Source organism: Janthinobacterium sp. 78 (assembly GCF_003096775.1).
In the GTDB taxonomy this organism is placed as follows: Bacteria; Pseudomonadota; Gammaproteobacteria; order Burkholderiales; family Burkholderiaceae_D; genus Janthinobacterium; species Janthinobacterium tructae.
Map to the genome: position 1 here is coordinate 2,159,006 of NZ_QENT01000001.1, position 22,432 is coordinate 2,181,437.

Sequence of the window (22,432 nt, forward strand, 5' to 3'; positions counted from 1 at the left end):
GACCTCGTGGCGCCGGCATGGTGTGGGCCGGTGGGACTTCGTATCGCCACGTCTTGGTGTTTCAGGCACGATCACAGAATAGGATTGTGGCAAGGCAGGGTCTGTTCGGCAACGCACATAGGGGTGTAACAATTGTAATCATGCACGGCCGCCCTCTCTTGCCATCTTGTTCAGCGGCTTTTGCGCGGTGTCTTGCCCGGTTTCGGCGCCACCGGTTTCACGCGCGCCTGGGCCAGCAGGGTTGCGCATTCGCTGTCCTCGCCAGGGCCGGTATTGACCAGCGGCAGCAGGGCGGCCACGGGCGCCACCACGGCCAGCGCCAGGGCACCGCCGGCGCGCAGGGCCAGCACGCCCTTGTCGACGCTCACGTCGGGCTTGCTGAAAGTGCCCTGCACATACAAGGGCGAGCGCAGCGAAAAGATGCGCAAGCCCTTGCTGTCCGGCTGCAAGGTCAGGTCCAGCTGCTCGTTGGCCAGGTTCACCGTGCCGTCGACATGCAGCACGGCATCGTCCGTGTCGACGAGGAACTGGCGCGTGCGCATCAAGCCCTTGGTGACGACGAAATCGGCGGCCATGCAGTTCAGCTTGACCTGCTTGTCGCCTACCAGTTTGGTCAGCACGATGCTGCCGATATTCAAGCCCATTTCTTCCAGCAACAGCTTGCTGATGCTGCCCCGGTTGATCAGTGCGCGCACTTCGCCATTCGAACTGCCCAGCAGGCTGGCGACGGAATTGCCCGTGGCCGACAGCGACGCGTCGCCATTGATTTCGCCCACGCTGGCCTGCAGGGCCGGCAGGCGGGGAAACAGTTGCTGGATGTGCAGATGGCGCGCGCTGGCCTTGAGTTCGGCCGCGATGCCGTTGGCGATGACCTTGCCGCTGCCGTCGAGCCTGATCTGCGACGTCAGGGTGCCGCCCGCCACGTTGAAGTTGAGCGGCGTCAGGGACAGCACGCCATCCGTCAGCACCACGTGCGTGTCAAGCTTGCTGATCGGCAGTTCGGCGTCGCGCGTGATTTTATCGGCCGTGTAGCGCACGTCGGCGTCCAGGCTGGTCCAGCGCTCCGTCTTGAAGGTTTCCACCGGCAGCACGCGGCCGGCCGGCTGCGTCGACGGCACGCCCCGTTCCTTCTTGCTGGCGCTGGAATCGGCGCCCACCAGCGGACCGAGGTCGGAAAATTGCAGCAGGCGCGAGTGGACTGCGCCCGTCAGGCGCTTGCGCGGCGTGCTGGCGGAAAACGCCAGCTTGCCACTGATGTCGCTGGAACCCACCTTGCCGCTGAACTGGTCGTACACCCATTCGCCACCACGCGGCGCCAGGGTGCCCGTCAAATGGCCTTCCGTGCTGAAATGCGGTGTTTCCGGCAGCAGCACGCCCGTCAAGGGATACAGGCGCGCCATGCTGGGCCCGGATATTTTCAGGCGCACGTCGAGCGCGGCCAGGTCCGCCGGGCGCGTCAGCGTGCCTTCGATGGCCACGCTGCTGCCGCCGACGCGCATGTCGGCCTGGATGGGGAAGGGCGTGCCTTGCTGCTGCAGCGACAGCACGCCGCCCGCCTTGCCGCCGCCCTGGATACTTTCGCCGCGGTATTTGCCCGACAGCTTCCAGGCGATGCCGTAGCGCGCATCGTCCGCGATGGTGTCGACGTCGGCGCGCATCGCTGTGTGCGTGACGGCATCGTCCAGGGTCACGCTGCCCTTGCTGAAGACCACGCTTTGCAGTTCCAGTTGCCACGGCGACGGCTGCTCCTGCTTGTCGAAGGTCCAGTTGTTCTTGCCGTCCTGCTTGCGCAGCAAGCGCACCTGCGGTGTGTCGAAGCGCAATTGCGGGATGACGATTTTCTTCTCCAGCAGGGCCAGGGGATTGAGTGAAAACGCCAGCTGGCTCACGCTGGCCAGCTGCGCTGGCTCATCCGTTCCTGCCATGGCGCTTGGGTTGCCCAGGCGCACATCCTTGGCCTGCAAGTGTGGCCACGGCAGGTAGGCGCGCCAGCTTTGTTGCCCCGCAGCCGGTGGCTGCTGCCATGTCAGCGACAGGTCGCCTGCTATCGCAAACGGCCGGCCCAGCGCTTCGCTGGCGCGCGCATTGAGCCAGGGCTTGGCGCGGTTCCAGTCCATATTGAGCAGGGCGACGGCGGCGACGACGGGTAATGCGATGAGTACGGTGGCACTGGCGAGGGCGATTTTCTGGCGGCGGGAGAGGGGCATAAGCTGATTCTTTCTGGACAAGTAGACACGATGCTACAGGAATCGCTACAAAACCGGTCCCGTTTCAGGTTTTGCTGGCGTGCAGGTGCGCTGGCGCACGTTGCCCATGCAAGTATTGTCGATTTCTTACTCTATGTGCGGCACCGAACGGATATGTGGGGAGCCGGAGCCTATAACGTCATACATCAAACGCAGTTCCTGATTTCAGATGTACCGACGTTGAACCCTACCGCTTAACATTCTCCAGGAGAAAAAAAATGACAAACCGAGATTTCATCAAAACCCCCATGACCGCTCTGGCCGCCTGCCTCACCGCCGTTGTTCTGATGACGGGCTGCTCCAGCCTGAAAACGCCAGCCACGGCCGATGTCGCCGTATCGCGCGCCGCCGTCGATAACGCCGCCAGCGCCGGCGCCGCCGAACTGGCCCCCGATGAAATGCGTTCGGCCCGCGAAAAAATGCGCATGGCTAACCAAGCCTTGAAAGACCGCGACTACAAACTGGCGCGCGACCTGGCCGACCAGGCGCAAGCCGATGCCAAGCTGGCGCAAAGCAAGGCCAACTCGGCCAAGGCCACCAGCGCCGCCGATGAGATCAACGAGAACATCCGCGTCATGCGCGAAGAACTCGACCGTGCCAATCAGCAAGCCCCAAAACAATAAGCAACAACAACAATAACTAATAACAGGATTCCATCATGAAAAAATCTACCTACACCACGATTCCCGGCCTGCTGGCCATGGCCGCTTTAGTTGCCGCCTGCAGCTCCGCACCGACCACCACCAGCCTGCTCGACCAGACGCGCGGCGACTACATGGCGGCGCAATCGAACCCGCTGGTGTCGACCTATGCACCACGCGAATTCCGCGAAGCCAGCGCAGCGCTGGAAGCGGCGAACGCGGCCGCCACGCGCCAGGATGACAGCGAAAAGGTCGACAAGCTGGCCTACCTGGCCAAGCAAAAGATAGCCACGGCGCAAGAAGTCGCCAAGCAGAAAGCCGCGGAAGCCGATGTCGCCAACGCCGGCAAGCAGCGCGACCAGTTGCGCCTCGATGCGCGCACGCAGCAGGCTGACCAGGCCACGGCCCGCGCCCAGTCGGCGCAAGCGGATGCGGAAGCGGCCAAGGCCCAGGCGCAAGCGGCTGAAGCATCGGCCCGCGATGCGCAAGCCCGCGCCGCCGGACTCGAAGCGCAGCTGGCCGACCTGGCCGCCAAGAAAACCGAACGCGGCATGGTCATCACCCTGGGTGACGTGCTGTTTGGCACGGACAAGGCAAACCTGACGGCCGATGGCACGAATACGGCGCGCAAGCTGGCCGACGTACTGAAAAACAACCCGCAGCGCACCGTGCTGATCGAAGGCTTTACGGATAGCACGGGCGGCTCCGCGCATAACCTGCAACTGTCGCAACGCCGCGCCGAATCCGTGCGCAATGCATTGCTGGAGCAAGGCATCAGCCGCGACCGCATCGCCACGAAAGGCTATGGCGCCGCCTATCCGGCCGCCGGCAATGACAGCGCGGCGAATCGCCAGCTGAATCGCCGGGTGGAAATCGTCTTGTCGGAAGATAATACGGCCATTCCCGCCCGCCGATAGTATTGGGAACAACGCTGCCCAGTGCGGCAGTATAAAGGCAGCACCGGCCGCAGCTTGGCCGGTGGATACCCATGCAAGACTTGAAAGGAAACATCATGACCCAAACATCTGTGGAAATTCCAGCTGGCATCGATACGGCCGCCATCCGCGCGGCCGCCAAAAACCTGGACGACGGCGCCGTGACGGCCGGCTACCAGGGCGACCGCCAGGAGTTGATCACCCTGTTGAATGGGGCGCTGGCCACCGAACTGGTGTGTATTGCGCGCTATAAACGCCATTACTACACCGTGAGCGGGCGCGGCAACGGCAGCATCAAGGCCGAGTTCCTGGAACACGCGCAGCAGGAGCAGGAACACGCTGATTGGCTGGCCGAACGCATCGTGCAATTGAATGGCAAGCCAGATTTTAATCCTGCAACATTGCTTGCACGTAGCCATGCCGAGTATGATGAGTCCGAAGACGTGCAAAGCATGGTGCGTGCCAATCTGATCGCGGAACGGGTGGCAATCGAGTCGTATCGCCAGATGATCGTGAAAATTGGCGACAAAGACCCGACCACACGCCATTTGTTGATCAAAATCATGGCTGTCGAGGAAGAGCACGCCGATGATATGCGCGATCTAATGGAATAGTGTTTTTGAGTAAAGTAGGTATAGTAACTACATTCATCCACAGCTAAGGAGCTAAACCATGTTGGAAAATAATATCACCACCGTCAACAACGATGTCAAAACCCTGGTCAAGGATGCGCAAGCCCTGTTCAGCGCCGCTGCCGCCCTGACCGGCGAAAAAGCCGATGAAGTGCGCGTCAAGGGCATGAAAACCCTGGACGCCGCCTTGGCCAAGGCGCACGAAGCGCAAGCATCGGCCATCGTTGCCACCAAGCAGCTCGCCTCCCAGGCGGACGGCTATGTCAAGGAAAACCCATGGCGCACGGTGGCCGTCGCCGCTGGCGTCGGCGTGCTGGTCGGCTTCATCCTGGGCCGCAAGTAATCCACTGTCAGGAGCGATATGGACAAGTCTGCTTCGTCTCACCAGGGGCCGGGATTGATCGGCTCGGTCGCCGGCCTGGCCAAAAACGCTGTCGGACTGATGTTGTCGCGGCTGGAACTGGCCACCATCGAACTGTCGGAAGTGCGCAATCACATGCTGCAGCTGGTGGTCATTTTCGCGCTGGCGACGGTGGCGGGCTTGTTTGCCATCGCTTACGGCAGCGTGCTGATCGTTTTCCTGGCCTGGGATAGCCTGGGCTGGAAGATCCTGGCGATCATGACGGTCGTGTTCGTACTGCTGGCCATCGCGCTGGTCTTGTATGCGCGCGCCATGCTGCGTCAAGGAAAGCTGTCCATGCCGGCCACCATGGCGGAATTGAAGGCCGACCGCGACATGCTGATGTAAGCGGCCTCACGAGGAGAATTCATGTCGGAAAACGACAAACTGGCGGCGCAAGCCGCCCGCAAGCGCCTGCTGATCGCCCAGGGCGAAATGTATCGCGTGGGCATCGTGCATGCGCGCGCCAACGTGGGTTATGCATTGCGTCCCGAATCGCTGTTGCAGGGCGTGGTGGAGACGGCGGTCGGCTTTGCCGGCCACCGCGTCGAGTCCCTGCTGGCGCCGGGCGGCATGCGTTTGCAAGGCGCCATGCCCTACGTGCTGACGGCGCTATCGTTCATCGGACGCAAGAAGCTGGTCAAGCCGGCCCTGGTCCTCCTGGCCGTGGCCGCCGTTGCCGCCAGCTGGCTGCGCCGCAAGCGCTGAACGCCAGCCATGTTGCACAGGAACGCCGTCATTGACGGCGTTTTTTTTGCCTGCACCCAAGGTCCGACACGCACTGACGCAATCCCTTACAATGATTTACGCCGCATTCCGCGCGGCGGACAGAGGGCCATCTTGATGACGAATTCGACGACACCGATCAATCAGTTAAATCCCTCGCGCCTGCGCATCGTGCTGGTACTGCAGGGTGGCGGTGCACTGGGCGCCTACCAGGCTGGCGTCTACCACGCGCTGCACGAACATGGCCTGGCGCCCGACTGGGTGGTGGGTACCTCGATCGGCGCCATCAATGCCGCCATTCTGGCCGGCAACAAGCACGAGGACCGGCTCGTGCGTCTGAAGGAATTCTGGCAGCGCGTCGCGCACCGCGACAGCATCGACATGAACCTGGTGTCCGACCAGCAGCGCCGCTCGAACATCTGGCTGGCCACGCTCGATACGGTGCTGCGCGGCGTGCCCGGCTTCTTCAAGCCGCGTGCCTTCAGCCTGTTTCCCGCCGGCATTGCCGTCAAGCCGGAAGATGCCAGCTATTACGACACGAGCGAGCTGGCCAGCACCCTTGAGGAACTGGTCGATTTCGATTACCTGAACCAGCCGGGCGGCATGCGCCTGACGGTCAACGCGCTGCGCGTCAAATGCGGCAGCCTCACCAGTTTCGACAGCCAGCAGCAACCGTTGACAGCGGACCATATCCGCGCCAGCGGCGCCTTGCCGCCCGGCTTTGCCGGTGTGCGCGTCGATGGCGACCTGTACTGGGATGGCGGCCTGTACTCGAACACGCCGCTGGAAACCGTGCTCGACGACACGCCCCACGTCGACACGCTGGTCTTCATGGTGGATTTATGGAGTTCGGAAGGCCCGGAACCGACCACCCTCGATGAAGTGCAGACGCGGCAAAAGGATGTCACCTTCGCCTCGCGCTCGAAGCGGCATATCGCCGATTATGTCAATACGCACACCTTGCAGCGCAAATTGCGCGAACTCTACGCCGGTTTGCCCGACACAAAGCACAACCGCCAGCAGACGGAAGAGCTGGTAGCGCTGGGCTGCGACAGCACCATGCACATCGTGCGCCTGCCGTACGCGGGGCGCGACTGGCACATGGCGGCCAAGGATATCAATTTCTCCAGGGGCTCCATCGAGTGGCGCTGGGAGCAGGGCTATCAAGACGGCTTGCGCGCGATCAAGGCGGCCGGCTGGCTGGCTTTTGTCACGCAAGACACGCCGCTCGTGGTGCACGAACTGCCACCCTACCAACGCGACGCCGCCTGATCCTCACTGCGGATGGGCTGCCTCGCGCAGCTTTTCCGCGTTCGCCATGTCTTGCCGGTAAGTCTCTTGCGCATCCTTCAGACAGCTGGCGCGCGTGGCGGAGGGTTCCGAATGGCAGGCTTTCTTGGCCTCGGCCAGGGCGGCGGCGATTTCCTTGCGCAGGGTGCGCAGCTGGGCTTGCGCCGTGCTGTCTTCCTGGTACCAGCGTTGCGGGTCGCCCGGCTGCGGCATGGCCGTCTGGGCCAGTGCCAGTGGCGCCAGGCTGCAGGCGAACAGGGTGGCCAAGAGTGTGTTGTGGATAGTCATGATATTTCCTCCTTGAAATGAAAAAGGCGCCGCAGCGCCTTTTTTTACAACCTGCCCGTCAGTAATAGCAGGATCAGTATCACGACGACCAGGCCAGCGATGCCGCTGGGGCCGTAACCCCAGTTGCGGCTATGCGGCCAGGTAGGCAGGACGCCGACCAGGGCGAGGATCAAGATGATCAGAATAATGGTGCCCATGGCAACTCCTTGTTATCGTACGACTTATGCGGGATGGCGGACGCTTGCTGGCAAGCTCCGCCGAAAATTAATAGCGGTAGACGCGGCCGTCAACGACGCGCACGCGGTTGCCCGGACGCAAGTCATTCGCGTTGTCCTGCACCACGGTGCGGTATTCGCCGTTGTCGAGGCGCACGCTGATCTGGTAGGCCTGCGCTTGCTGCCTGCGGCTTTCCACCTGGTTGCCGACCACGCCGCCGGCGACGGCGCCCGCCACGGTGGCGGCCGTGCGTCCGCTGCCCGAACCGATGGTATTGCCCAGCAGGGCGCCGGCGATGCCGCCGACCACGGCGCCGGCGCCGCTGCTCTGTCCGCCGCCTTGCACGATCTGGATGGAGTCAACGGTGCCGTACATGGCGGACTCAGGCTGGTTGGCCGGGTAATACTGTTGTGACTGGGTAGGGCCTGTGGCGCAACCGCTGAGCACGGCGGTGGCAGCGAGCATCAGTGCAGCCAAGGTGGCGTTGGTTTTCATTTTATTCTCCTGACGAGGTGAGGGTGTAGTGCCATCTTAGTCACGCCCCTGTCCTTGGTCTGTACGCTGCCGCACGCACTTATTTGCGGTCGAATCTGGCATTGTGGGTTGGAGCGACCCAGCAAAACGTTGTTATTTCTCCCTGTCTGCCTCCTGCTTGCAAAATAAATTACTTGTGTACGGCAGCGTACAGAAGAGCGGCGACTATCCACGTAAAACGGTAGTCATGCCAAGCAGACATGCTTGGTACCACCAGGGAGAAATACAATATGAACAAGAATAAGCTCTTCACCGCCATCGTCGTCAGCCTGGCATGCGCCGCCTGGGGCGGCCAGGCAGTGGCCGCCACGCCGGAAGCGAAAGCAGCCTACAAGGCAGCCAATGAACAGGCGGGCCTGAATTACAAGCTGGCGCATGCCGAGTGCGAAAAAATCACGGGCAACCCGAAGGATGTCTGCATCGCCGAAGCGAAGGCCGTGCGCACCTACGATGAAGCAGTTGCTCAGGCGCAATATACGAATACCCTGCGTGCCTACACCAAGGCGCGCATCAAGATTGCCGATGCCAATTACGACGTCGACCTGGCCCGCTGCAATGCGCTGACGGGCAACGACAAGGATGTCTGCGTCAAGCTGGCCAAGTCCACCAAGGTGGCGGCCCTGGCTGACGCCAAGGCAGACAAGAAAGTCATCGAAGCGCGCAGCGATGCGCGTGAAGCAAAGAGAAAAGCCGAGTACAAGGTCGCGACAGAAAAATGCGATGCATTGGCCGGCGCAGCCAAGGATGACTGTATCAAGGCTGCAAAAACCCAGTTTGGCTACTGAGCGCCATCCGGCGCACAGTCACCACACTGGTATAAGAAGCTCATTGTGAGCACATTGATTGACCACTCCTAAGGAAAAAACCATGAAATTCACTAAATCTATCGCTACTGGCCTGTTCATCGCTTCCCTGTTCGCCGTTGCAGGTTGCGCTTCGACCCCAACCAAAGAAGGCACGGGCGAGTACATCGACGACGCGGCCATCACCACCAAAGTGAAAGCCAGCATCTTCAATGAGCCTACCCTGAAATCGACGGAAATCAACGTTGAAACCTTCAAGGGCGTGGTTCAGCTGAGCGGCTTCGTGGCCCAGCCAGCCGATGCCGCCAAAGCGGGCGAAATTACGCGTGGCGTCAAGGGCGTGAAGTCGGTGAAAAACGACATCCGCGTCAAGTAATGGCCTGACCTGCCGCAGCGCCCAGCCCCAGGGCTGGCGCGGCGGCCCTCCACCGACCGTCGCGGGAATCGCATGCATATCCAGCCTACAGATACCCCGCCCGAGCCGGTGGCGGCTGCCTCCACCGAGCCTGCCGGGCCACCTCCCGGCATGCCCGGGGAGCACCTGGACGCATCCTTGCGTCTGCCGCTGCATGTCAATGCGCGCGGCCTTGCCCTGGGCATCATCGCCACCGTCAGCTTCATCTATGCGTTGCAATGGGCGCAGAAATTCCTCATTCCCGTCATCTTCGGTATTTTCATTGCCTATACCCTCAATCCGGTCGTTGCCTGGCTGGAAAAGCTGCGCCTGCCGCGCGCCATCGGTACCACGATCGTCACGGCCCTGATACTGTTCGGTTCCGTCGTCGTGATCGACCGCGTGCAGGGCGAATTCGAATCCATCGTGGAAGAGTTGCCGGCCGCCACACAGAAACTGTCGCGGCTGATCGCCGAGAACACGGGCGGCAAGAACAGCACCTTCCAGAAGATGCAGGCCGTGGCCAATGCAATCGAGCAAGTGGCCGCCGGCGCCGAGGCCCGCCGCAACAACCGCCGCGCCGCCGCCGAGGCACCCAACTTCAAGATCATGGACTGGGTCTGGGCCGGCTCGCTGGGCCTGGTGGGCTTTCTCAGCCAGGCGACCATGGTCATCTTCCTCGTGTTTTTTTTGCTGCTGTCGGGCAATACCTTCAAGCGCAAGCTCGTCAAGCTGACGGGACCGTCGCTGAGCCGCAAGAAGGTCACCGTGCACATCCTGGAAGACATCAATACCTCGATCCAGAACTATATGTTCATGCTGCTCGTCACGAATGGCTTGCTGGCCGTCATGATGTGGATCGCCTTGCGCGTGATCGGCCTGGAAAACGCGGGCGCGTGGGCCATCGTGGCCGGCTTGCTGCACATCATGCCGTATTTCGGCCCGCTGCTCATCACCATCGCCACGGGCCTGGTCGCCTTTTTGCAGTTCGAATCGTTGCAAATGGTCTTGCTGGTGACGGGCACGTCGATGGCCATCGCTACCCTGGTGGGCACCTTTGTCACCACCTGGATGACGGGACGCATCGCCCGCATGAATCCCACGGCCGTGTTCATCAGCCTGTTGTTCTGGGGTTGGTTGTGGGGCGTCTGGGGCTTGTTGCTGGGCGTGCCCATCATCGTCATGGTGAAGGTGGTGGCCGAGCGCGTGCAGGGCATGGAAGTGGTGGCCGAGCTGCTGGGCGAGTAGTTCTCTAAAATGCAAACGGCGCCCGCAGGCGCCGTTTTTACATGCGTCAGTCTGTTCAGGACTGGTGGCGTTTCAATATCTTGACTTGCACATCACCATCGTCATTCTTCGGCATATCCTTCATGCTGCCCAGTTGCAGGGCGAACTGGCGCGTGAATTCGGCGCCCAGGAAGAAGATTTGCGCCGAGTAATACACCCACAGCAGCAGGGCCACCAGCGAACCGGCCGCGCCATAGCTGCTGGCCACGCCGCTATTGCCGATATATACGCCAATCGCATACTTTCCCAGTGAAAACATGAAGGCCGTGCCGATGGCGCCGATCAGCACGTCGCGCCAGGACAGGTGCACGCGCGGCAGCATTTTATAGATGACGGCGAACAGGCTGGCGATGACGGCAAAGCCGATCAGGTTCGACAAAATGGTAAACAGCACGGCCGTGTCTTTCCACACGCCTTCCCAGAAGTTGGCGAGAATGGCCATGGCGGCGTTGACCACCAGCGACACCATCAGCAGGAAGGCCAGTACCAGCACCAGGCCGAAGGACAGCAAACGCGTGCGCAGCATGTCCCAGGCGCCCGCTTCCTTCAGCGGTGGTACTTGCCAGATTTCATCGAGACTGGCTTTCAGTTCGGCAAACACGCTGGTGGCGCCAAACAGCAGCAGGGCGCTGGCGATGAGGGTGGCGATGCGACCCTGATCATGGTTCTTCGCGCCGGCCAGCACCAGCTGGATGGCTTCGGCGCCTTGCGTGCCAAGCAAACCCTGCAGTTGTCCCATCAGTTCACCGCGCGCGGCCGCCGGGCCATAGAAAAAGCCGGCGATGGCAATCACCAGCACGAGGATGGGGGCGATGGAAAACAGGGTGTAGTAGGCGAGGGCGGCGCCCTTGCTGGAGGCGCGATGTTCCAGCCATTCGGTGACGGAACAGACGATGACACTGCGCATTTGCTTGCTGAACGGCGCCAGGCCGGCCAGTTTGGGATAACGGGTAGAAAAATTCATGCTGGCTTTCAATGCAAAAAAGGGGCGCGAGCCCCTTTTTTTATTCACAAGTGGCGTACCACTGTTAGCTTACTGCACGCGGCGTTCGATGGTGATTTGTTCCACTTCAACGCGGCGGTTTGGTTCCAGGCACTTGATCAGGTCGGCACGCTTCTTGTTATCGCAGGTGACGACAGGATTGGTGGAACCCTTGCCTTCGGCCGACAGGCGGTTGGCGGCGACACCGTGGGCGACCAGGTATTCCTTGACTGCATCAGCGCGCTGTTGCGACAGTTTCAGGTTGTACTTGGCCGAACCGATGCGGTCGGCATAACCGCTGATGACGACGTTGTTGACGTCCGGCGCTGCGTTCAGCACGCGGGCGATTTCGTCGAGCTTGGTCTGTGTCGGGCCCAGCTTGGCGCTGTCGAACGCGAACAGTTCCGTTGCCGCCATCGTCACTTTTTCAAAGCGTGGCGGTGGTGGCGGTGGTGGTGGCGGCACGACCACGACGACTTCTTCACGCACTGGCGGCGGTGGTGGCGGTGGTGGCGGCGGTGCAGGTGGTTTGTCGAACGCGAAGTTCAGGCCCACGGTGACGTAGTAGTTGTTCGACTTGCTGCTTGGGTCGAAGGTATTGCCGCGCAGGAAACCGTGCACATTGCGTACGTCAGCCTGGAGGGACAATTGATCCGTGATGCTGGACTGGAAGCCCAGGCCCACGCTGGCGTATGGCGAACTCTTCGTGCGTTCACCGAAGGCGAAGCTGGTGTCCTTGTCGCGCTGCATGCCGGCACCGACCAGCAGGAAGGGACGGAAGGCTTTACGCGAGAACATGTACAGGCCGTCTACGCCCAGCGTATTTTGCTGGTAGCGCTGACCGCCATCTTTGGAGCGGGCGTACGTCGTGCCCAGCTGGATATCCCAGTCCGGGGAAACAGGCTTACCGAAACGCAAGCCTGCGCCATAGCCGGTTTTATCCGTGGCAAAGTCGGAATCTGGCTTGAGTGCGTTGATGCTAGGTTGAATGTACCAGGAGGGATTGATTTCCTGGGCCTGTGCGCCGAGGGAGGAGCACAGTACTGCGGCGGCAACGGCGATTTTTTTTAGATTATTCACAAGTAACTCCCAACGTTGATAAGAGATTTTCTCTGCTGCATCAATGCGACTACTGCCAGACATGCTATTGCTAGAGATAGACAACCATTCCAGGTGCGCTATCTTGCGATAAATGCACTGCTGTTGGAGTAGAGAATACGATGGCAGGTTCGCAACGTCCGTGCGTTGGCGCACAAAGCATTGTGGTATATCAATGGTGTTGCAGATTCACGACAAAGACTTTAGTGTTGAAAAAAACTAATTCGCATCGGCAAAGTTTTGCAATCACGGCCATTTCCTGGGGCGTGGCAAGAGGCAATCGTACGACTTGTTACCCGCATGCCACTGTATATTAGCAACAATGATGAGCTTGATAACTACTATTACATTGATGTTGTATTCCTGCCGCGTTCGCTTGCCTTGTGTGGCTTCCTCCAGGCAACTTTTGCGCGCCGCAGCCAGCTCCGCCACTTTTCATCAAGGAGTCACCCGTGCCTGACCTGTCCCGTGCTTTTTCTTCCCCGCTGTCTGGCAAGCTGGGCCGGCTATGTCTGTCGCTGTCGCTGTCGCTGTCGCTGGGCCTGGCTATGCCGGCCTGGGCCGATAGCGGCGTGGCCCTGTTTTCACCGAGCGGCACGGTCAAGGCCGTGCGCCAGGTGCGGGCCCAGTTCGCCACGCCGATGGTGCCGTTCGGCGACATGGGCTTGCCCGCGCCGTTCGCCATCGATTGCGGCAAGGCCGAGCCTGCCGTCGTGGCGGGTGCGGGGCGCTGGGCCGACGAGCGCAACTGGAATTATGATTTCGAGCGCGACTTGCCGGCCGGCGTGGCGTGCAGCTTTACCTTGAAGCCGGGGCTGAAAGACCTGGCGGGCAAGCCCTTGCAAGGGACGACGTCCTACCGCTTTTCCACGGGAGGCCCGGCCATCGTCGAGGCCGTGCCGTATGACGGCCAGCCATATATCGATGAAAACCAGATCTTCGTGCTGGGCCTGGACGCTGCGCCGAACGAGGCCAGCGTGGCCGCGAACGCGTATTGCCGCGCCGATGGCATCAATGAAAAGATTCCCGTACGTCTGTTCAAAGGCAAGGAACTGGAGCAGGTATTGACCCTGCGCAAGAGCTTCCTCGACCGCTACCTGACTGTCTACTTCAAGAAGCGGGGTACGCTCTGGAAAGTGGGCATGCCCGTCGCCAGCAAGGGCGCGCCGCCGCTGCCCGTCACCGTGCTGCAATGCAAGCGCAGCTTCCCCGCCAACGCCAAGGTGTCGCTGGTGTGGGGCGAGGGCATCGCCAGCGCCAGCGGCATTGCCACGGACAAGGCGCAAACCCTGCAGTACAAGACGCGCCCCGATTTCACGGCCAAATTCAGCTGCGAGCGCAGTAATCCGAAGGAACAGTGCATCCCCTTTCTGCCCATGCGCGTGCAGTTTTCCGCGCCCGTGAGCGCCGCGCAGGTGCGCGCCATGACCCTGAAGGGCGGCGGCAAGACGTATGCGCCGACGATTTCAAAAGACGAAGAAAAGGCGGAATTCCTGTATGGCGCCACCTTCAACGGCCCCTTCCCCGTGCAAGCCAGTTTTGTGCTGAACCTGCCGCCGAAGTTGACGGATGACGCTGGCCGTGCCTTGCTCAACCGCGCGCGCTTCCCCATGACGGTGCGCACGGGTGAACAGCCGCCGCTGCTGAAGTTCCCGGCGCCGTTCGGCATCATCGAAGCGAAGGGCGACGGCTTGCTGCCCGTGACGGTGCGCAATATCGAGCCTGTGCTGTCGGGCAAGGAAGTCGCGCAAGCCTCGGCTGCCGCCACGGGCGCCACCTTGCGCGTGCCCGACAATGACGACAAGTTCATCATCGAGTGGATGCAGCGCCTGGCCGGCAATGGCGACGGCGGCGAATACTGGCAACCGTATGCGCAATATGCGGGCAACATGAGCAAATCCGTGCTGGCCGATGCGTCCGGTACGCGTCCCATCAGCCTGCCCCGTCCCGATGGCAAAAAAACCTTTGAAGTGATCGGTATTCCTTTGCTGAAACCGGGCTTTTATGTGGTCGAGCTGGCCAGCCCCATCCTCGGCAAAGTGCTGCTGGGCAAACCGACCACGGCCTACATACGCACGGCCGCGCTAGTGACGAATCTGGCGGCCCACTTCAAGCATGGCGCGCAATCGTCGCTCGTGTGGGTGACGTCGCTCGACAAGGGCGCGCCTGTTACGAAAGCGCAAGTGGCTGTGCGCGACTGCGGCGGCAAGCTGCTGTGGCAAGGCGCCACTGGCGCGGACGGCGTGGCGCACATCCCCGGCGAGCTGGCCGCTTCCAGCTGCAAGAACAATGGCCGCTACTTTATCAGTGCGCGCAGCGGCGGCGACATGACGTTTACCCTGTCGGACTGGGTGGGCGGCATCGAAGCCTGGCGTTTCAATTTGCCCACGGACGACACGCGCGCCGACAACACCTTGCTGGCCACGGTATTTGACCGCACCTTGCTGCGCGCCGGCGAAACCGTGCACATGAAGCATTTTATTCGCAAGCACACGGCCGAAGGCATGAGCCTGGTCGACAAGAACAACGGTCCCGGCAGCGCCACCTCCGTTGTCATCACGCACCAGGGCAGCGACCAGAACTATCAATTACCACTGCGCTGGTCGGCCAGCGGCACTGCGGAAAACGACTGGGTCATTCCCGCCGACGCCAAGCAGGGCGAATACAGCGTCACCATGGCGGGCCGCCCGTCCGGCAGTTTCCGCGTGGAAGCGTTCCGCGTGCCGACCATGAAAGCCGTGCTGCAGGGCCCGAAAGCACCCGCCGTGCAGGTGAAACAGCTGGCCCTCGATGCGCAAATCACCTACCTGGCCGGCGGCGCCGCCACGAACGCACCCGTCAAGCTGCGCACGGTGCTGCAAGACAAGAGCGTGACGTTTGCCGACTATCCTGACTATAGCTTCAGCAATGGCGACGTGAAGGAAGGCCTGGTGAAACAGGGCACGGGCTACGACGACGATGAGGGCGAATGGCAGGACGAAGGCCATGGCGGACCAGCCGGCGCCGGCGCAGCTGCCGCGCGCACGCAAAGCTTGACCCTCGACAAGGCGGGCGGCGCGCGCATCGTCATCGACCAGCTGCCCCAGCTGTCCACGCCGCGCGACCTGGTGGCGGAAATGGCGTTCCAGGATGCGAATGGCGAGACAGCCTCGGTTGCCACGCGCGTACCGCTGTGGCCGTCAAACTATGTGATCGGTATCAAGCCCGATGCCTGGGCCTTGAGCAAGGATGCCTTCAAGTTCACGGTGGCCGTGCTTGGTACCAATGGCAAGCCCGTGGCGAATGCCCCGGTTGCCGTCGATTTCTTCCAGCGCAACAGCTATTCGCACCGCCGCCGCCTGATCGGCGGCTTCTATGCGTATGAAAACAGCAGCGAAGTGGTCAAGCTCGGTCCCGCTTGCAATGGCAAGACGGACAATAAAGGCCTGTTGATGTGCGACGTGAAGGCGCCCGCCAGCGGCAATCTGGTGTTGCGCGCCCGCACGCAGGATGCGGCCGGCAACGCAGCCGTCGCCAACCGCGAAACCTGGGTGGCTGGCAGCGGCGACTGGTGGTTCAACGCCAGCGACAATGACCGTATCGATGTGCTGCCGGAAAAGAAACGCTACGAACCGGGCCAGGAAGCGAGCTTGCAGGTGCGCATGCCGTTCCGCTCGGGCACGGCCCTGATCACGGTCGAGCGCGAAGGCATCCTCGACACCTATGTGCGCCAGCTCAATGGCCGGGAACCGGTGGTGAATATCCCTGTCAAAGCGAATTACGCGCCGAATGTATATGTGTCCGTGTTTGTCGTGCGGGGGCGTGTCGATGGCGTGCAGCCGACGGCCCTGGTCGACCTGGGCAAGCCGGCCTACAAGATGGGCATTGCGCCGCTGAACGTGGGTTGGCAGGCGCATGAGCTGAATGTCATGGTGGTGTCTGACAAGGAAGTGTATAAAACGCGCGACAAGGCGGAAGTGTCCGTGCGCGTGCGCCGCGCCGACGGCAAAGCCTTGCCGGCCGGTGCCGAAGTGGCGCTGGCGGCCGTCGACACGGGCTTGCTGGAACTGATGCCCAACGATAGCTGGAAATTGCTCGATACCATGATGGCGCAGCGCAGCCTGCAGGTGGAAACGGCGACGGCGCAGATGCAGGTGATCGGCAAGCGCCACTTCGGCCGCAAAGCCTTCCCTGCCGGCGGTGGCGGCGGCAAGGGCGCCAGCCGCGAGCTGTTCGATACCCTGCTGTTCTGGAAAGGCACCGTCAAGCTCGACGCCAAGGGCGAAGCCACGCTGCAAGTGCCGCTCAACGATTCCTTGACGGGATTCCGCATCGTGGCGATTGCCAGCGCCGGCAAGGAATTGTTTGGCACGGGCAGCACGGACATCCGCAGCTCGCAAGACTTGATCCTGATGTCGGGCTTGCCGACCCTCGTGCGCGAAGGCGACCAGTTGCGCGCGGGCTTTACCGTGCGCAACACCTCGGCCGCCTCCTTGAGCGTGGAACTGAACGCCACGGCGGCCGGCAAGGCCTTGCCGCGCCAGAGCTTGAGCCTGGCGGCGGGCGAAGCGCGCGAGGTGGGGTGGGATTACCAGGTGCCGCTCGGTGCCCAACAGATTGTGTGGGAGATAGGCGCGAAGGCGGGAAACCACACGGACAAGCTGAAAATCACGCAAAAAGTGGGCCAGGTCACGCCCGTGCGCACCTATCAGGCTACCTTGCTGCAGGTCGACAAGCCGACGAATATGTCGGTGCAGATGCCGGCCGGCGCCTTGCCGGGCCGCGGCGGCATCCAGACCAGCTTTGTCGCCAAGCTGGGCGGCGAGCTGCCCGGCGTGCGCGAGTATATGGCGGCCTACCCCTACACCTGCTTCGAGCAAAATACGTCGAAGGCCATCGCCCTGCAAGACCAGGAGGCGTGGAACAAGCTGGCCGCCAGCTTGCCGGCCTACCTGGACAGCGACGGCTTGCTGAAATACTTCCCCATCATGGAGCAGGGCAGCGACAGCCTGACGGCGTATGTGTTGTCGGCCACCCGGGAAGCGGGTTATGCGATTCCCGAACAGACGAAGAACCGCATGGAAGCAGCCTTGACGGCCTTCGTGCAGGGGCGCATCGTGCGCCATTCCGCGCTGGCCACGACCGACCTGGCCGTGCGTAAGCTCGCTGCGTTGGAAGCGCTGTCGCGTTCCAATAAAGTGCCGCCCGATGCGCTGGAGAGCATCAGCATCAGCCCGAACCTGTGGCCCACTTCCGCCGTCATCGACTGGAGCTTGTTGCTGCAACGCACGCCCAGCCTGGCGCGCCGCGATGCGCTGCTGGCCGAGGCGCAGCAGATCCTGCGCAGCCGTTTGAACTTCCAGGGCACGACCATGGGCTTTTCCACCGAGCGCAAGGATAACTGGTGGTGGCTGATGGTGTCCGGCGACGTCAACGCCAACCGCCTGTTGCTGGCCGTGATGGACGACCCGGCGTGGAAAGATGATATCGGCCGCGTGGTGCGCGGCAGCATGGGCCGCCAGAAAAAGGGCCGCTGGGATACCACGGTGGCCAACGCCTGGGGCACCTTGGCCATCAGTAAATTCTCGGCCAAGTTCGAATCCACGCCAGTGACGGGCGCCAGCGCCGTCAAGCTGGGCGGCGATACGCAAGCGCTCGTGTGGAATGGTGCGGCGAAGGTCGGACCCGTGCTGCAGGCGTGGCCGAAGGGCACGGACAGCCTGGGCCTGGCGCACAGCGGCACCGGCAAACCGTGGGCCACCGTGCAAAGCCTGGCGGCCATCCCGCTCAAGGCGCCCGTCTCCAGCGGCTACACGATCAAGAAAACCATTACGCCAGTGGAACAGAAAACTACTGACCACTGGTCGCGCGGCGATGTCTACCGCGTGCGCCTGGATTTGTCGGCGCAGGCAGACATGAGCTGGGTGGTGGTCGACGATCCGATCCCCGCCAGCGCTACCGTGCTGGGCAATGGTCTGGGCCGCGATTCGCAGCTGCTGACGGCCGGTGAAAAATCCACGGGCTGGGTCTGGCCCACGTTCGAGGAACGGGCCTTCGACGCCTTCCGCGCGTATTACGCGTTTGTACCAAAAGGCACGTGGAGCGTGGAATACACGGTGCGCCTGAACAATGCCGGGGATTTCAGCCTGCCGGCCACGCGCATCGAAGCCATGTATTCGCCCGAAATGTTTGGCGAGTCGCCGAACGCGAACGTGAAGGTGGCGCAGTGAAAGGGTTTGTTTTACTGATGGGCGGCCTGCTGGCCGGCCCGGTTTTCGCTGAAGCGATATTGACGCCGGCCCAGGTGCAAGCCGCCTACCGCAGCTCGGAAGCGCAGTTGCTGGACCGCAGCGGCGCGCCCCTGCAATCGTTACGCGTGGACATGAAGGTGCGGCGCTTGCCGTGGGTGCCGCTGGCCGATATCTCACCGGCCGTGCAGCAGGCCGTGCTGCTGGCGGAAGACCAGCGCTTCATGCGCCATGGCGGCGTGGATGTGTCCGCGCTGGCCACGGCCGCCTGGGACAATCTGTTTTCGAAAAAGCCTCGGGGCGCCTCGACCATCACCATGCAGCTGGCGGGCCAGCTCGATGCGGACTTGCAGGCATCCGCGGGCGGACGCAGCCTGCGCCAGAAATGGGACCAGATGCGCGCGGCGCAAGCCATCGAGGATAGCTGGAGCAAGGCGCAGATTTTTGAAGCGTATCTGAACCTGGTGTCGTTCCGCGGCGAGCTGCAGGGCATCGCCTCCGCCTCGTACAGCCTGTTCGGCAAGGCGCCGTCGGGCCTGAACCAGACCGATGGCATCATTTTGGCCAGCCTGGTGCGGGCGCCAAATGCGCCGTCGGCCACCGTCACGCGGCGCGCCTGCGCGCTGGCTAAAGAGTGGCGCATGGACAGCAGTTGCCAGCTGATCGGCCAGCGCGTGCAGACGGCCTTGCAGCGCACGGCCCTGTACGCCGACCTCGCGCCGGCGCCGCAAGTGGCGCAGCAGCTGCTCAAGCAATCGGGCGCCTCCGTGCGTAGCACCCTCGACGGCCCCCTGCAGCGTTTCGCGCAGGAAAACCTGCGCCAGCAACTGGCGTCCTTGCGCGAGCGCAATGTCAACGATGGCGCCATCATCGTGCTCGACAACCGCAGCGGAGAAGTCCTTGCCTATGTCGGCAACGCGGGCGGCAGCCACGTCGATGGCGTGACGGCCCTGCGCCAGGCCGGTTCCACCCTGAAACCATTTTTATATGAACTGGCCATCGAGCGCCGGCTGATGACGGCCGCCTCCGTCATGGACGACTCGCCGCTCGACGTCGCCACGGCGTCGGGCATGTATGCGCCGCAAAACTACGACCGCAATTTCAAAGGTTACGTCAGCGCCCGCACCAGCCTGGCCAGCTCGCTCAACATTCCCGCCGTGCGCACGGTGCTGCTGACGGGGCAGGACGGCTTTTACAACCGCCTGAAGGACGTGGGCCTGTCCAGCCTGACGGAACCGGCCGAATACTACGGCCCCTCGCTGGCGCTGGGCTCGTCCGAAGTGACCCTGCTGGAACTGGCCAACGCCTACCGCGCGCTGGCCAATGGCGGGCTGTACAGCACCGCCAGCCTGCAGCCGGGGCAGGCGGGCAAGGACAGGCGCCGCGTGATGGACGCGGGCGCCGCCTTCATCGTTGGCGACATCCTGGCCGACCGCGCCGCGCGCAGCATGACCTTCGGCTTGCGCAACGAGCTGGGAACGAATTTCTGGAGCGCCGTCAAGACGGGCACGAGCAAGGACATGCGCGACAACTGGTGCATGGGCTACTCGGCGCGCTACACGGTGGGCGTGTGGGTGGGCAACTTCGACGGCAAGCCCATGTGGGACGTGTCCGGCGTGACGGGCGCCGCGCCCGTCTGGCGCGACGTGATGGACTACCTGCACAAGAACGTGCCCAGCCATGCTCCGAAGGCGCCGTCCGGCGTGCTGCAGCAGATGGTGGCGTATCAACCCGCGCTGGAAGCGCCGCGCCGCGAATGGTTTATCGCAGGCACGGAAAGCCCCGTCATCGCCGTGCTGGGCGACACCGTGAAGCCGCCCGCCATCGTGTATCCGGCCGAAGATAGCATCCTCGCCATCGACCCCGACATCCCGCCCGCCCTGCAGCGCGTGTTCTTCCAGGCCCAAGGCAGCCACGGCTTGCGCTGGGTGCTCGACGGCAAGGACATGGGCGCGGCTCTTGACAGCATCAGCTGGCGCCCCGTGCCGGGCAAGCATGCGCTGGCCCTCGTCGATGATGCCGGCAAGACGGTGGCGCAGGTGGCGTTTCAGGTGCGTGGGAATGCCTTGGCGCAGCTTGCCGTACAGGGTAAATAATCAGTTCGATGGATAATTCGCCGGGTCGATGGCCGGCGTGGCGTAATGCCGCAGCACATCGCCGCCGTGCGGGTGTTTTTGCGTACGGCGTTTTTCGTCCGATGGCGGGCTGACCAGCACGATGCTCGCTTCGTCCGGGTTGCGCAGGTTCACCACCGCGCTGACGCCGCCATCGCGGTAGCTGCCCATCACGCCGATGGCCATCTGCACGAACAGGGTGGCCGCGCCCGTGTTGCCCAGGCGCTGGTCCGTATCTATCCATTGCGCCGGCTTACCGCTGTCGAGTTCCGTGCCGCCATCTTCCGCATGTTTCAGCAAGGTCTTGTGCAGCGCCACCAGCTGCGCCTGATTGCCACCCGTCGCCGCGACCAGGCGCGCCGGCGCGGCGGGCCGCTCGGCTTCCGGCAAGCTGCGCAAGGCTTCTTGCCAGCCCGCCTGCAAGGCTTGTTCGCGCTGATCGCGCCGCGTCAGGGGCTTGCCATCCTTGTCGACCATCCTGACGAACGTGGGCCGGTGGATGAAGCCGAAGGTCGGCAGGCGGTCCAGTTGGGCCAGCTGCTCCTTGTTGAAGGGCAGGGGAAACCAGGGTGTGGGTTGCCAGTCTTTCGGTGGCTGATAAGTCTTGTGCTTGAGCCTGTCGACCATGCTGAAGCTGCCCGTGCCGCGAATATCCGAGCGCTGGGCGAATTGCGCTGCGACGGGGAGCCATTCGGCGATTGAGGGCTGACGCTGGGTGAATGCACTCGGGTCTTCTTTTTTGTCTGGATGGGGCACGGCCCGCATCAATTCGTCATATGCCAGATACAGGCGCCGCGCCACACCGTAGGTATTCAAGTCATCGACGCTGTCTTCTGGCGGCGCATCGTCATAGGCAAACTTCCGCACGGCGTCGATGCGATCGCGCCGGGCCAGCACGAACAGAGCGGAGGCGTCGGGCATTTCGGGAATGTAGCGGCCGTCATGTGTGAGCGGCGGAGAGTTGTCAGGACTGTACAGGTCGCGCGTGGGCATGCTGTCTTCCGAATTGAGCACGATGTAAGGCACGTCGGGATGGGCATCGAAAAAGGCAAATACCTCTTCCAGTATGCGGTCCGGATGTTCGCTCAGGCGGCGTGGACCACTGGCGAACAGATGCCAGTGCAGACCGGATGACGCGGCGCCACCGGCCAGGCCTATGGCTGGTGAGTCGGGGCTGTCCAGCATGCGCGAATTAAAGATAGGTGGTTCCGCGTTAAAGACGGGAACACCGAAATACATGGGAGTATCCCTCGCCCCATTTTCCAGCGTGTCGCCGCCACGGCCACCTGCTATCCCAGCTCTTTGCATGGCATCCCAGGTGTATTTTTCCTTGTCCTGTTCGCGGATGCTGGCATAGGCGTTTCCCTTCTGCAGCGCCTCCCACAGTTTTCCCTGCCGGTATTTGTCCAGGGTGACGCCCAGACCGATCACTTCCAGCACATATTCCCGCTTGTCCTGTTCGCTGGGCGCCGCTTGTTGCACTTGCGGCTGTGCGACGGCCACAGGCTTGGACGAATACAGCCAGCGAGAACCGAGCAATGTAGCCGCGACGATGGGCGGGATCAGCAACAGCCATTGCAGGTGGTGCCATAATTTACTACGCATCGTGGACTCCAATA

At 62.4% G+C, this 22,432-nt stretch carries 19 protein-coding genes; 12 read left to right on the plus strand and 7 right to left on the minus strand.

The genetic code is table 11. The features are described 5' to 3' along the window. Positions 1–170 precede the first annotated feature (170 nt). Positions 171–2,207 carry an AsmA family protein gene (locus C8C92_RS09700; protein ID WP_116743654.1) on the minus strand — a complete coding sequence of 679 codons (2,037 nt, stop codon included), beginning with the start codon at positions 2,205–2,207 and terminating at the stop codon, positions 171–173. Between the two features lie 257 nt (positions 2,208–2,464). Between C8C92_RS09700 and C8C92_RS09705 the strand changes: the two genes are divergently transcribed. The 7 genes from C8C92_RS09705 (at position 2,465) to C8C92_RS09735 (ending at position 6,852) form a co-directional block, all read left to right on the plus strand. Next, positions 2,465–2,869: a DUF4398 domain-containing protein gene (locus C8C92_RS09705; RefSeq protein WP_071078649.1), complete on the plus strand. Its 405-nt coding sequence runs from the start codon at positions 2,465–2,467 to the stop codon at positions 2,867–2,869. 35 nt (positions 2,870–2,904) lie between these two features. After that, a complete protein-coding gene (locus tag C8C92_RS09710; RefSeq protein WP_116743655.1) occupies positions 2,905–3,804 on the plus strand; it encodes an OmpA family protein in 900 nt (299 codons plus the stop codon). A gap of 95 nt (positions 3,805–3,899) precedes the next feature. After that, complete coding sequence (locus tag C8C92_RS09715) at positions 3,900–4,436, plus strand: ferritin-like domain-containing protein (protein WP_099760051.1); 537 nt, start codon at positions 3,900–3,902, stop codon at positions 4,434–4,436. Between the two features lie 58 nt (positions 4,437–4,494). Continuing rightward, complete coding sequence (locus tag C8C92_RS09720) at positions 4,495–4,797, plus strand: DUF883 family protein (protein WP_034786336.1); 303 nt, start codon at positions 4,495–4,497, stop codon at positions 4,795–4,797. Positions 4,798–4,815: 18 nt separating this feature from the next. After that, positions 4,816–5,202, plus strand: a complete 387-nt coding sequence (locus C8C92_RS09725) for a phage holin family protein (protein ID WP_099760050.1) — start codon at positions 4,816–4,818, stop codon at positions 5,200–5,202. Positions 5,203–5,223: 21 nt separating this feature from the next. Then, the gene (locus C8C92_RS09730; RefSeq protein ID WP_099760049.1) at positions 5,224–5,562 is read left to right on the plus strand and encodes a hypothetical protein; all 339 of its coding nucleotides are present in this window, start codon (positions 5,224–5,226) and stop codon (positions 5,560–5,562) included. Between the two features lie 135 nt (positions 5,563–5,697). Beyond that, positions 5,698–6,852: a patatin-like phospholipase family protein gene (locus C8C92_RS09735; protein ID WP_116745905.1), complete on the plus strand. Its 1,155-nt coding sequence runs from the start codon at positions 5,698–5,700 to the stop codon at positions 6,850–6,852. 3 nt (positions 6,853–6,855) lie between these two features. On the opposite strand, the gene C8C92_RS09740 is transcribed toward C8C92_RS09735, so the two are convergent. The 3 genes from C8C92_RS09740 to C8C92_RS09750 form a co-directional block, all read right to left on the minus strand. Beyond that, positions 6,856–7,158, minus strand: a complete 303-nt coding sequence (locus C8C92_RS09740) for a hypothetical protein (RefSeq protein WP_116743656.1) — start codon at positions 7,156–7,158, stop codon at positions 6,856–6,858. A 44-nt stretch (positions 7,159–7,202) separates the two neighbouring features. Next, positions 7,203–7,355 carry a DUF3309 family protein gene (locus C8C92_RS09745; RefSeq protein WP_010396415.1) on the minus strand — a complete coding sequence of 51 codons (153 nt, stop codon included), beginning with the start codon at positions 7,353–7,355 and terminating at the stop codon, positions 7,203–7,205. A gap of 67 nt (positions 7,356–7,422) precedes the next feature. Further along, complete coding sequence (locus tag C8C92_RS09750; protein ID WP_116743657.1) at positions 7,423–7,869, minus strand: glycine zipper 2TM domain-containing protein; 447 nt, start codon at positions 7,867–7,869, stop codon at positions 7,423–7,425. Between the two features lie 269 nt (positions 7,870–8,138). On the opposite strand from C8C92_RS09750, the gene C8C92_RS09755 reads away from it, so the two are divergent. The 3 genes from C8C92_RS09755 to C8C92_RS09765 all read left to right on the plus strand — a co-directional run bounded on the left by C8C92_RS09755 (position 8,139) and on the right by C8C92_RS09765 (position 10,353). Further along, entirely contained in the window at positions 8,139–8,693 is a 555-nt protein-coding gene (locus tag C8C92_RS09755; protein ID WP_046682431.1) for a hypothetical protein, read from the plus strand. Between the two features lie 82 nt (positions 8,694–8,775). After that, positions 8,776–9,087 (plus strand): BON domain-containing protein, encoded by a 312-nt coding sequence (locus C8C92_RS09760; protein ID WP_096234579.1) that lies wholly within the window; start codon positions 8,776–8,778, stop codon positions 9,085–9,087. A 177-nt stretch (positions 9,088–9,264) separates the two neighbouring features. Beyond that, positions 9,265–10,353 carry an AI-2E family transporter gene (locus C8C92_RS09765; RefSeq protein ID WP_099760046.1) on the plus strand — a complete coding sequence of 363 codons (1,089 nt, stop codon included), beginning with the start codon at positions 9,265–9,267 and terminating at the stop codon, positions 10,351–10,353. 55 nt (positions 10,354–10,408) lie between these two features. Here C8C92_RS09765 and C8C92_RS09770 read toward each other — a convergent pair whose 3' ends face one another. Next, on the minus strand, positions 10,409–11,356 hold the full coding sequence (locus tag C8C92_RS09770; RefSeq protein ID WP_099760045.1) for a YihY/virulence factor BrkB family protein: 948 nt from the start codon (positions 11,354–11,356) through the stop codon (positions 10,409–10,411). Between the two features lie 69 nt (positions 11,357–11,425). Continuing rightward, entirely contained in the window at positions 11,426–12,454 is a 1,029-nt protein-coding gene (locus C8C92_RS09775) for an OmpA family protein (protein ID WP_116743658.1), read from the minus strand. A 470-nt stretch (positions 12,455–12,924) separates the two neighbouring features. Here C8C92_RS09775 and C8C92_RS09780 point away from each other — a divergent pair, with 470 nt between their 5' ends. Then, positions 12,925–18,681, plus strand: coding sequence for an MG2 domain-containing protein (locus C8C92_RS09780; RefSeq protein WP_243420161.1), 5,757 nt, complete (start codon positions 12,925–12,927; stop codon positions 18,679–18,681). 17 nt (positions 18,682–18,698) lie between these two features. Next, entirely contained in the window at positions 18,699–20,795 is a 2,097-nt protein-coding gene (gene pbpC / locus C8C92_RS09785; RefSeq protein WP_116743659.1) for a penicillin-binding protein 1C, read from the plus strand. On the opposite strand, the gene C8C92_RS09790 is transcribed toward pbpC, so the two are convergent. Next, on the minus strand, positions 20,796–22,418 hold the full coding sequence (locus C8C92_RS09790) for a DUF2875 family protein (RefSeq protein WP_165829351.1): 1,623 nt from the start codon (positions 22,416–22,418) through the stop codon (positions 20,796–20,798). It abuts the gene before it with no gap. Between the last annotated feature and the right edge of the window lie 14 nt (positions 22,419–22,432).

Excerpts from the sequence above, each read along its gene's own strand:
- C8C92_RS09790 (WP_165829351.1), bottom strand. The coding sequence starts at position 22,418 with ATGCGTAGTAAATTATGGCACCACCTGCAATGGCTGTTGCTGATCCCG.
- C8C92_RS09715 (WP_099760051.1), top strand. The coding sequence starts at position 3,900 with ATGACCCAAACATCTGTGGAAATTCCAGCTGGCATCGATACGGCCGCC.
- C8C92_RS09735 (WP_116745905.1), top strand. The coding sequence starts at position 5,698 with ATGACGAATTCGACGACACCGATCAATCAGTTAAATCCCTCGCGCCTG.
- C8C92_RS09705 (WP_071078649.1), top strand. The coding sequence starts at position 2,465 with ATGACAAACCGAGATTTCATCAAAACCCCCATGACCGCTCTGGCCGCC.
- C8C92_RS09725 (WP_099760050.1), top strand. The coding sequence starts at position 4,816 with ATGGACAAGTCTGCTTCGTCTCACCAGGGGCCGGGATTGATCGGCTCG.
- C8C92_RS09700 (WP_116743654.1), bottom strand. The coding sequence starts at position 2,207 with ATGCCCCTCTCCCGCCGCCAGAAAATCGCCCTCGCCAGTGCCACCGTA.
- C8C92_RS09710 (WP_116743655.1), top strand. The coding sequence starts at position 2,905 with ATGAAAAAATCTACCTACACCACGATTCCCGGCCTGCTGGCCATGGCC.
- C8C92_RS09750 (WP_116743657.1), bottom strand. The coding sequence starts at position 7,869 with ATGAAAACCAACGCCACCTTGGCTGCACTGATGCTCGCTGCCACCGCC.
- C8C92_RS09760 (WP_096234579.1), top strand. The coding sequence starts at position 8,776 with ATGAAATTCACTAAATCTATCGCTACTGGCCTGTTCATCGCTTCCCTG.
- C8C92_RS09720 (WP_034786336.1), top strand. The coding sequence starts at position 4,495 with ATGTTGGAAAATAATATCACCACCGTCAACAACGATGTCAAAACCCTG.
- pbpC (WP_116743659.1), top strand. The coding sequence starts at position 18,699 with ATGGGCGGCCTGCTGGCCGGCCCGGTTTTCGCTGAAGCGATATTGACG.
- C8C92_RS09755 (WP_046682431.1), top strand. The coding sequence starts at position 8,139 with ATGAACAAGAATAAGCTCTTCACCGCCATCGTCGTCAGCCTGGCATGC.
- C8C92_RS09730 (WP_099760049.1), top strand. The coding sequence starts at position 5,224 with ATGTCGGAAAACGACAAACTGGCGGCGCAAGCCGCCCGCAAGCGCCTG.
- C8C92_RS09745 (WP_010396415.1), bottom strand. The coding sequence starts at position 7,355 with ATGGGCACCATTATTCTGATCATCTTGATCCTCGCCCTGGTCGGCGTC.
- C8C92_RS09770 (WP_099760045.1), bottom strand. The coding sequence starts at position 11,356 with ATGAATTTTTCTACCCGTTATCCCAAACTGGCCGGCCTGGCGCCGTTC.
- C8C92_RS09740 (WP_116743656.1), bottom strand. The coding sequence starts at position 7,158 with ATGACTATCCACAACACACTCTTGGCCACCCTGTTCGCCTGCAGCCTG.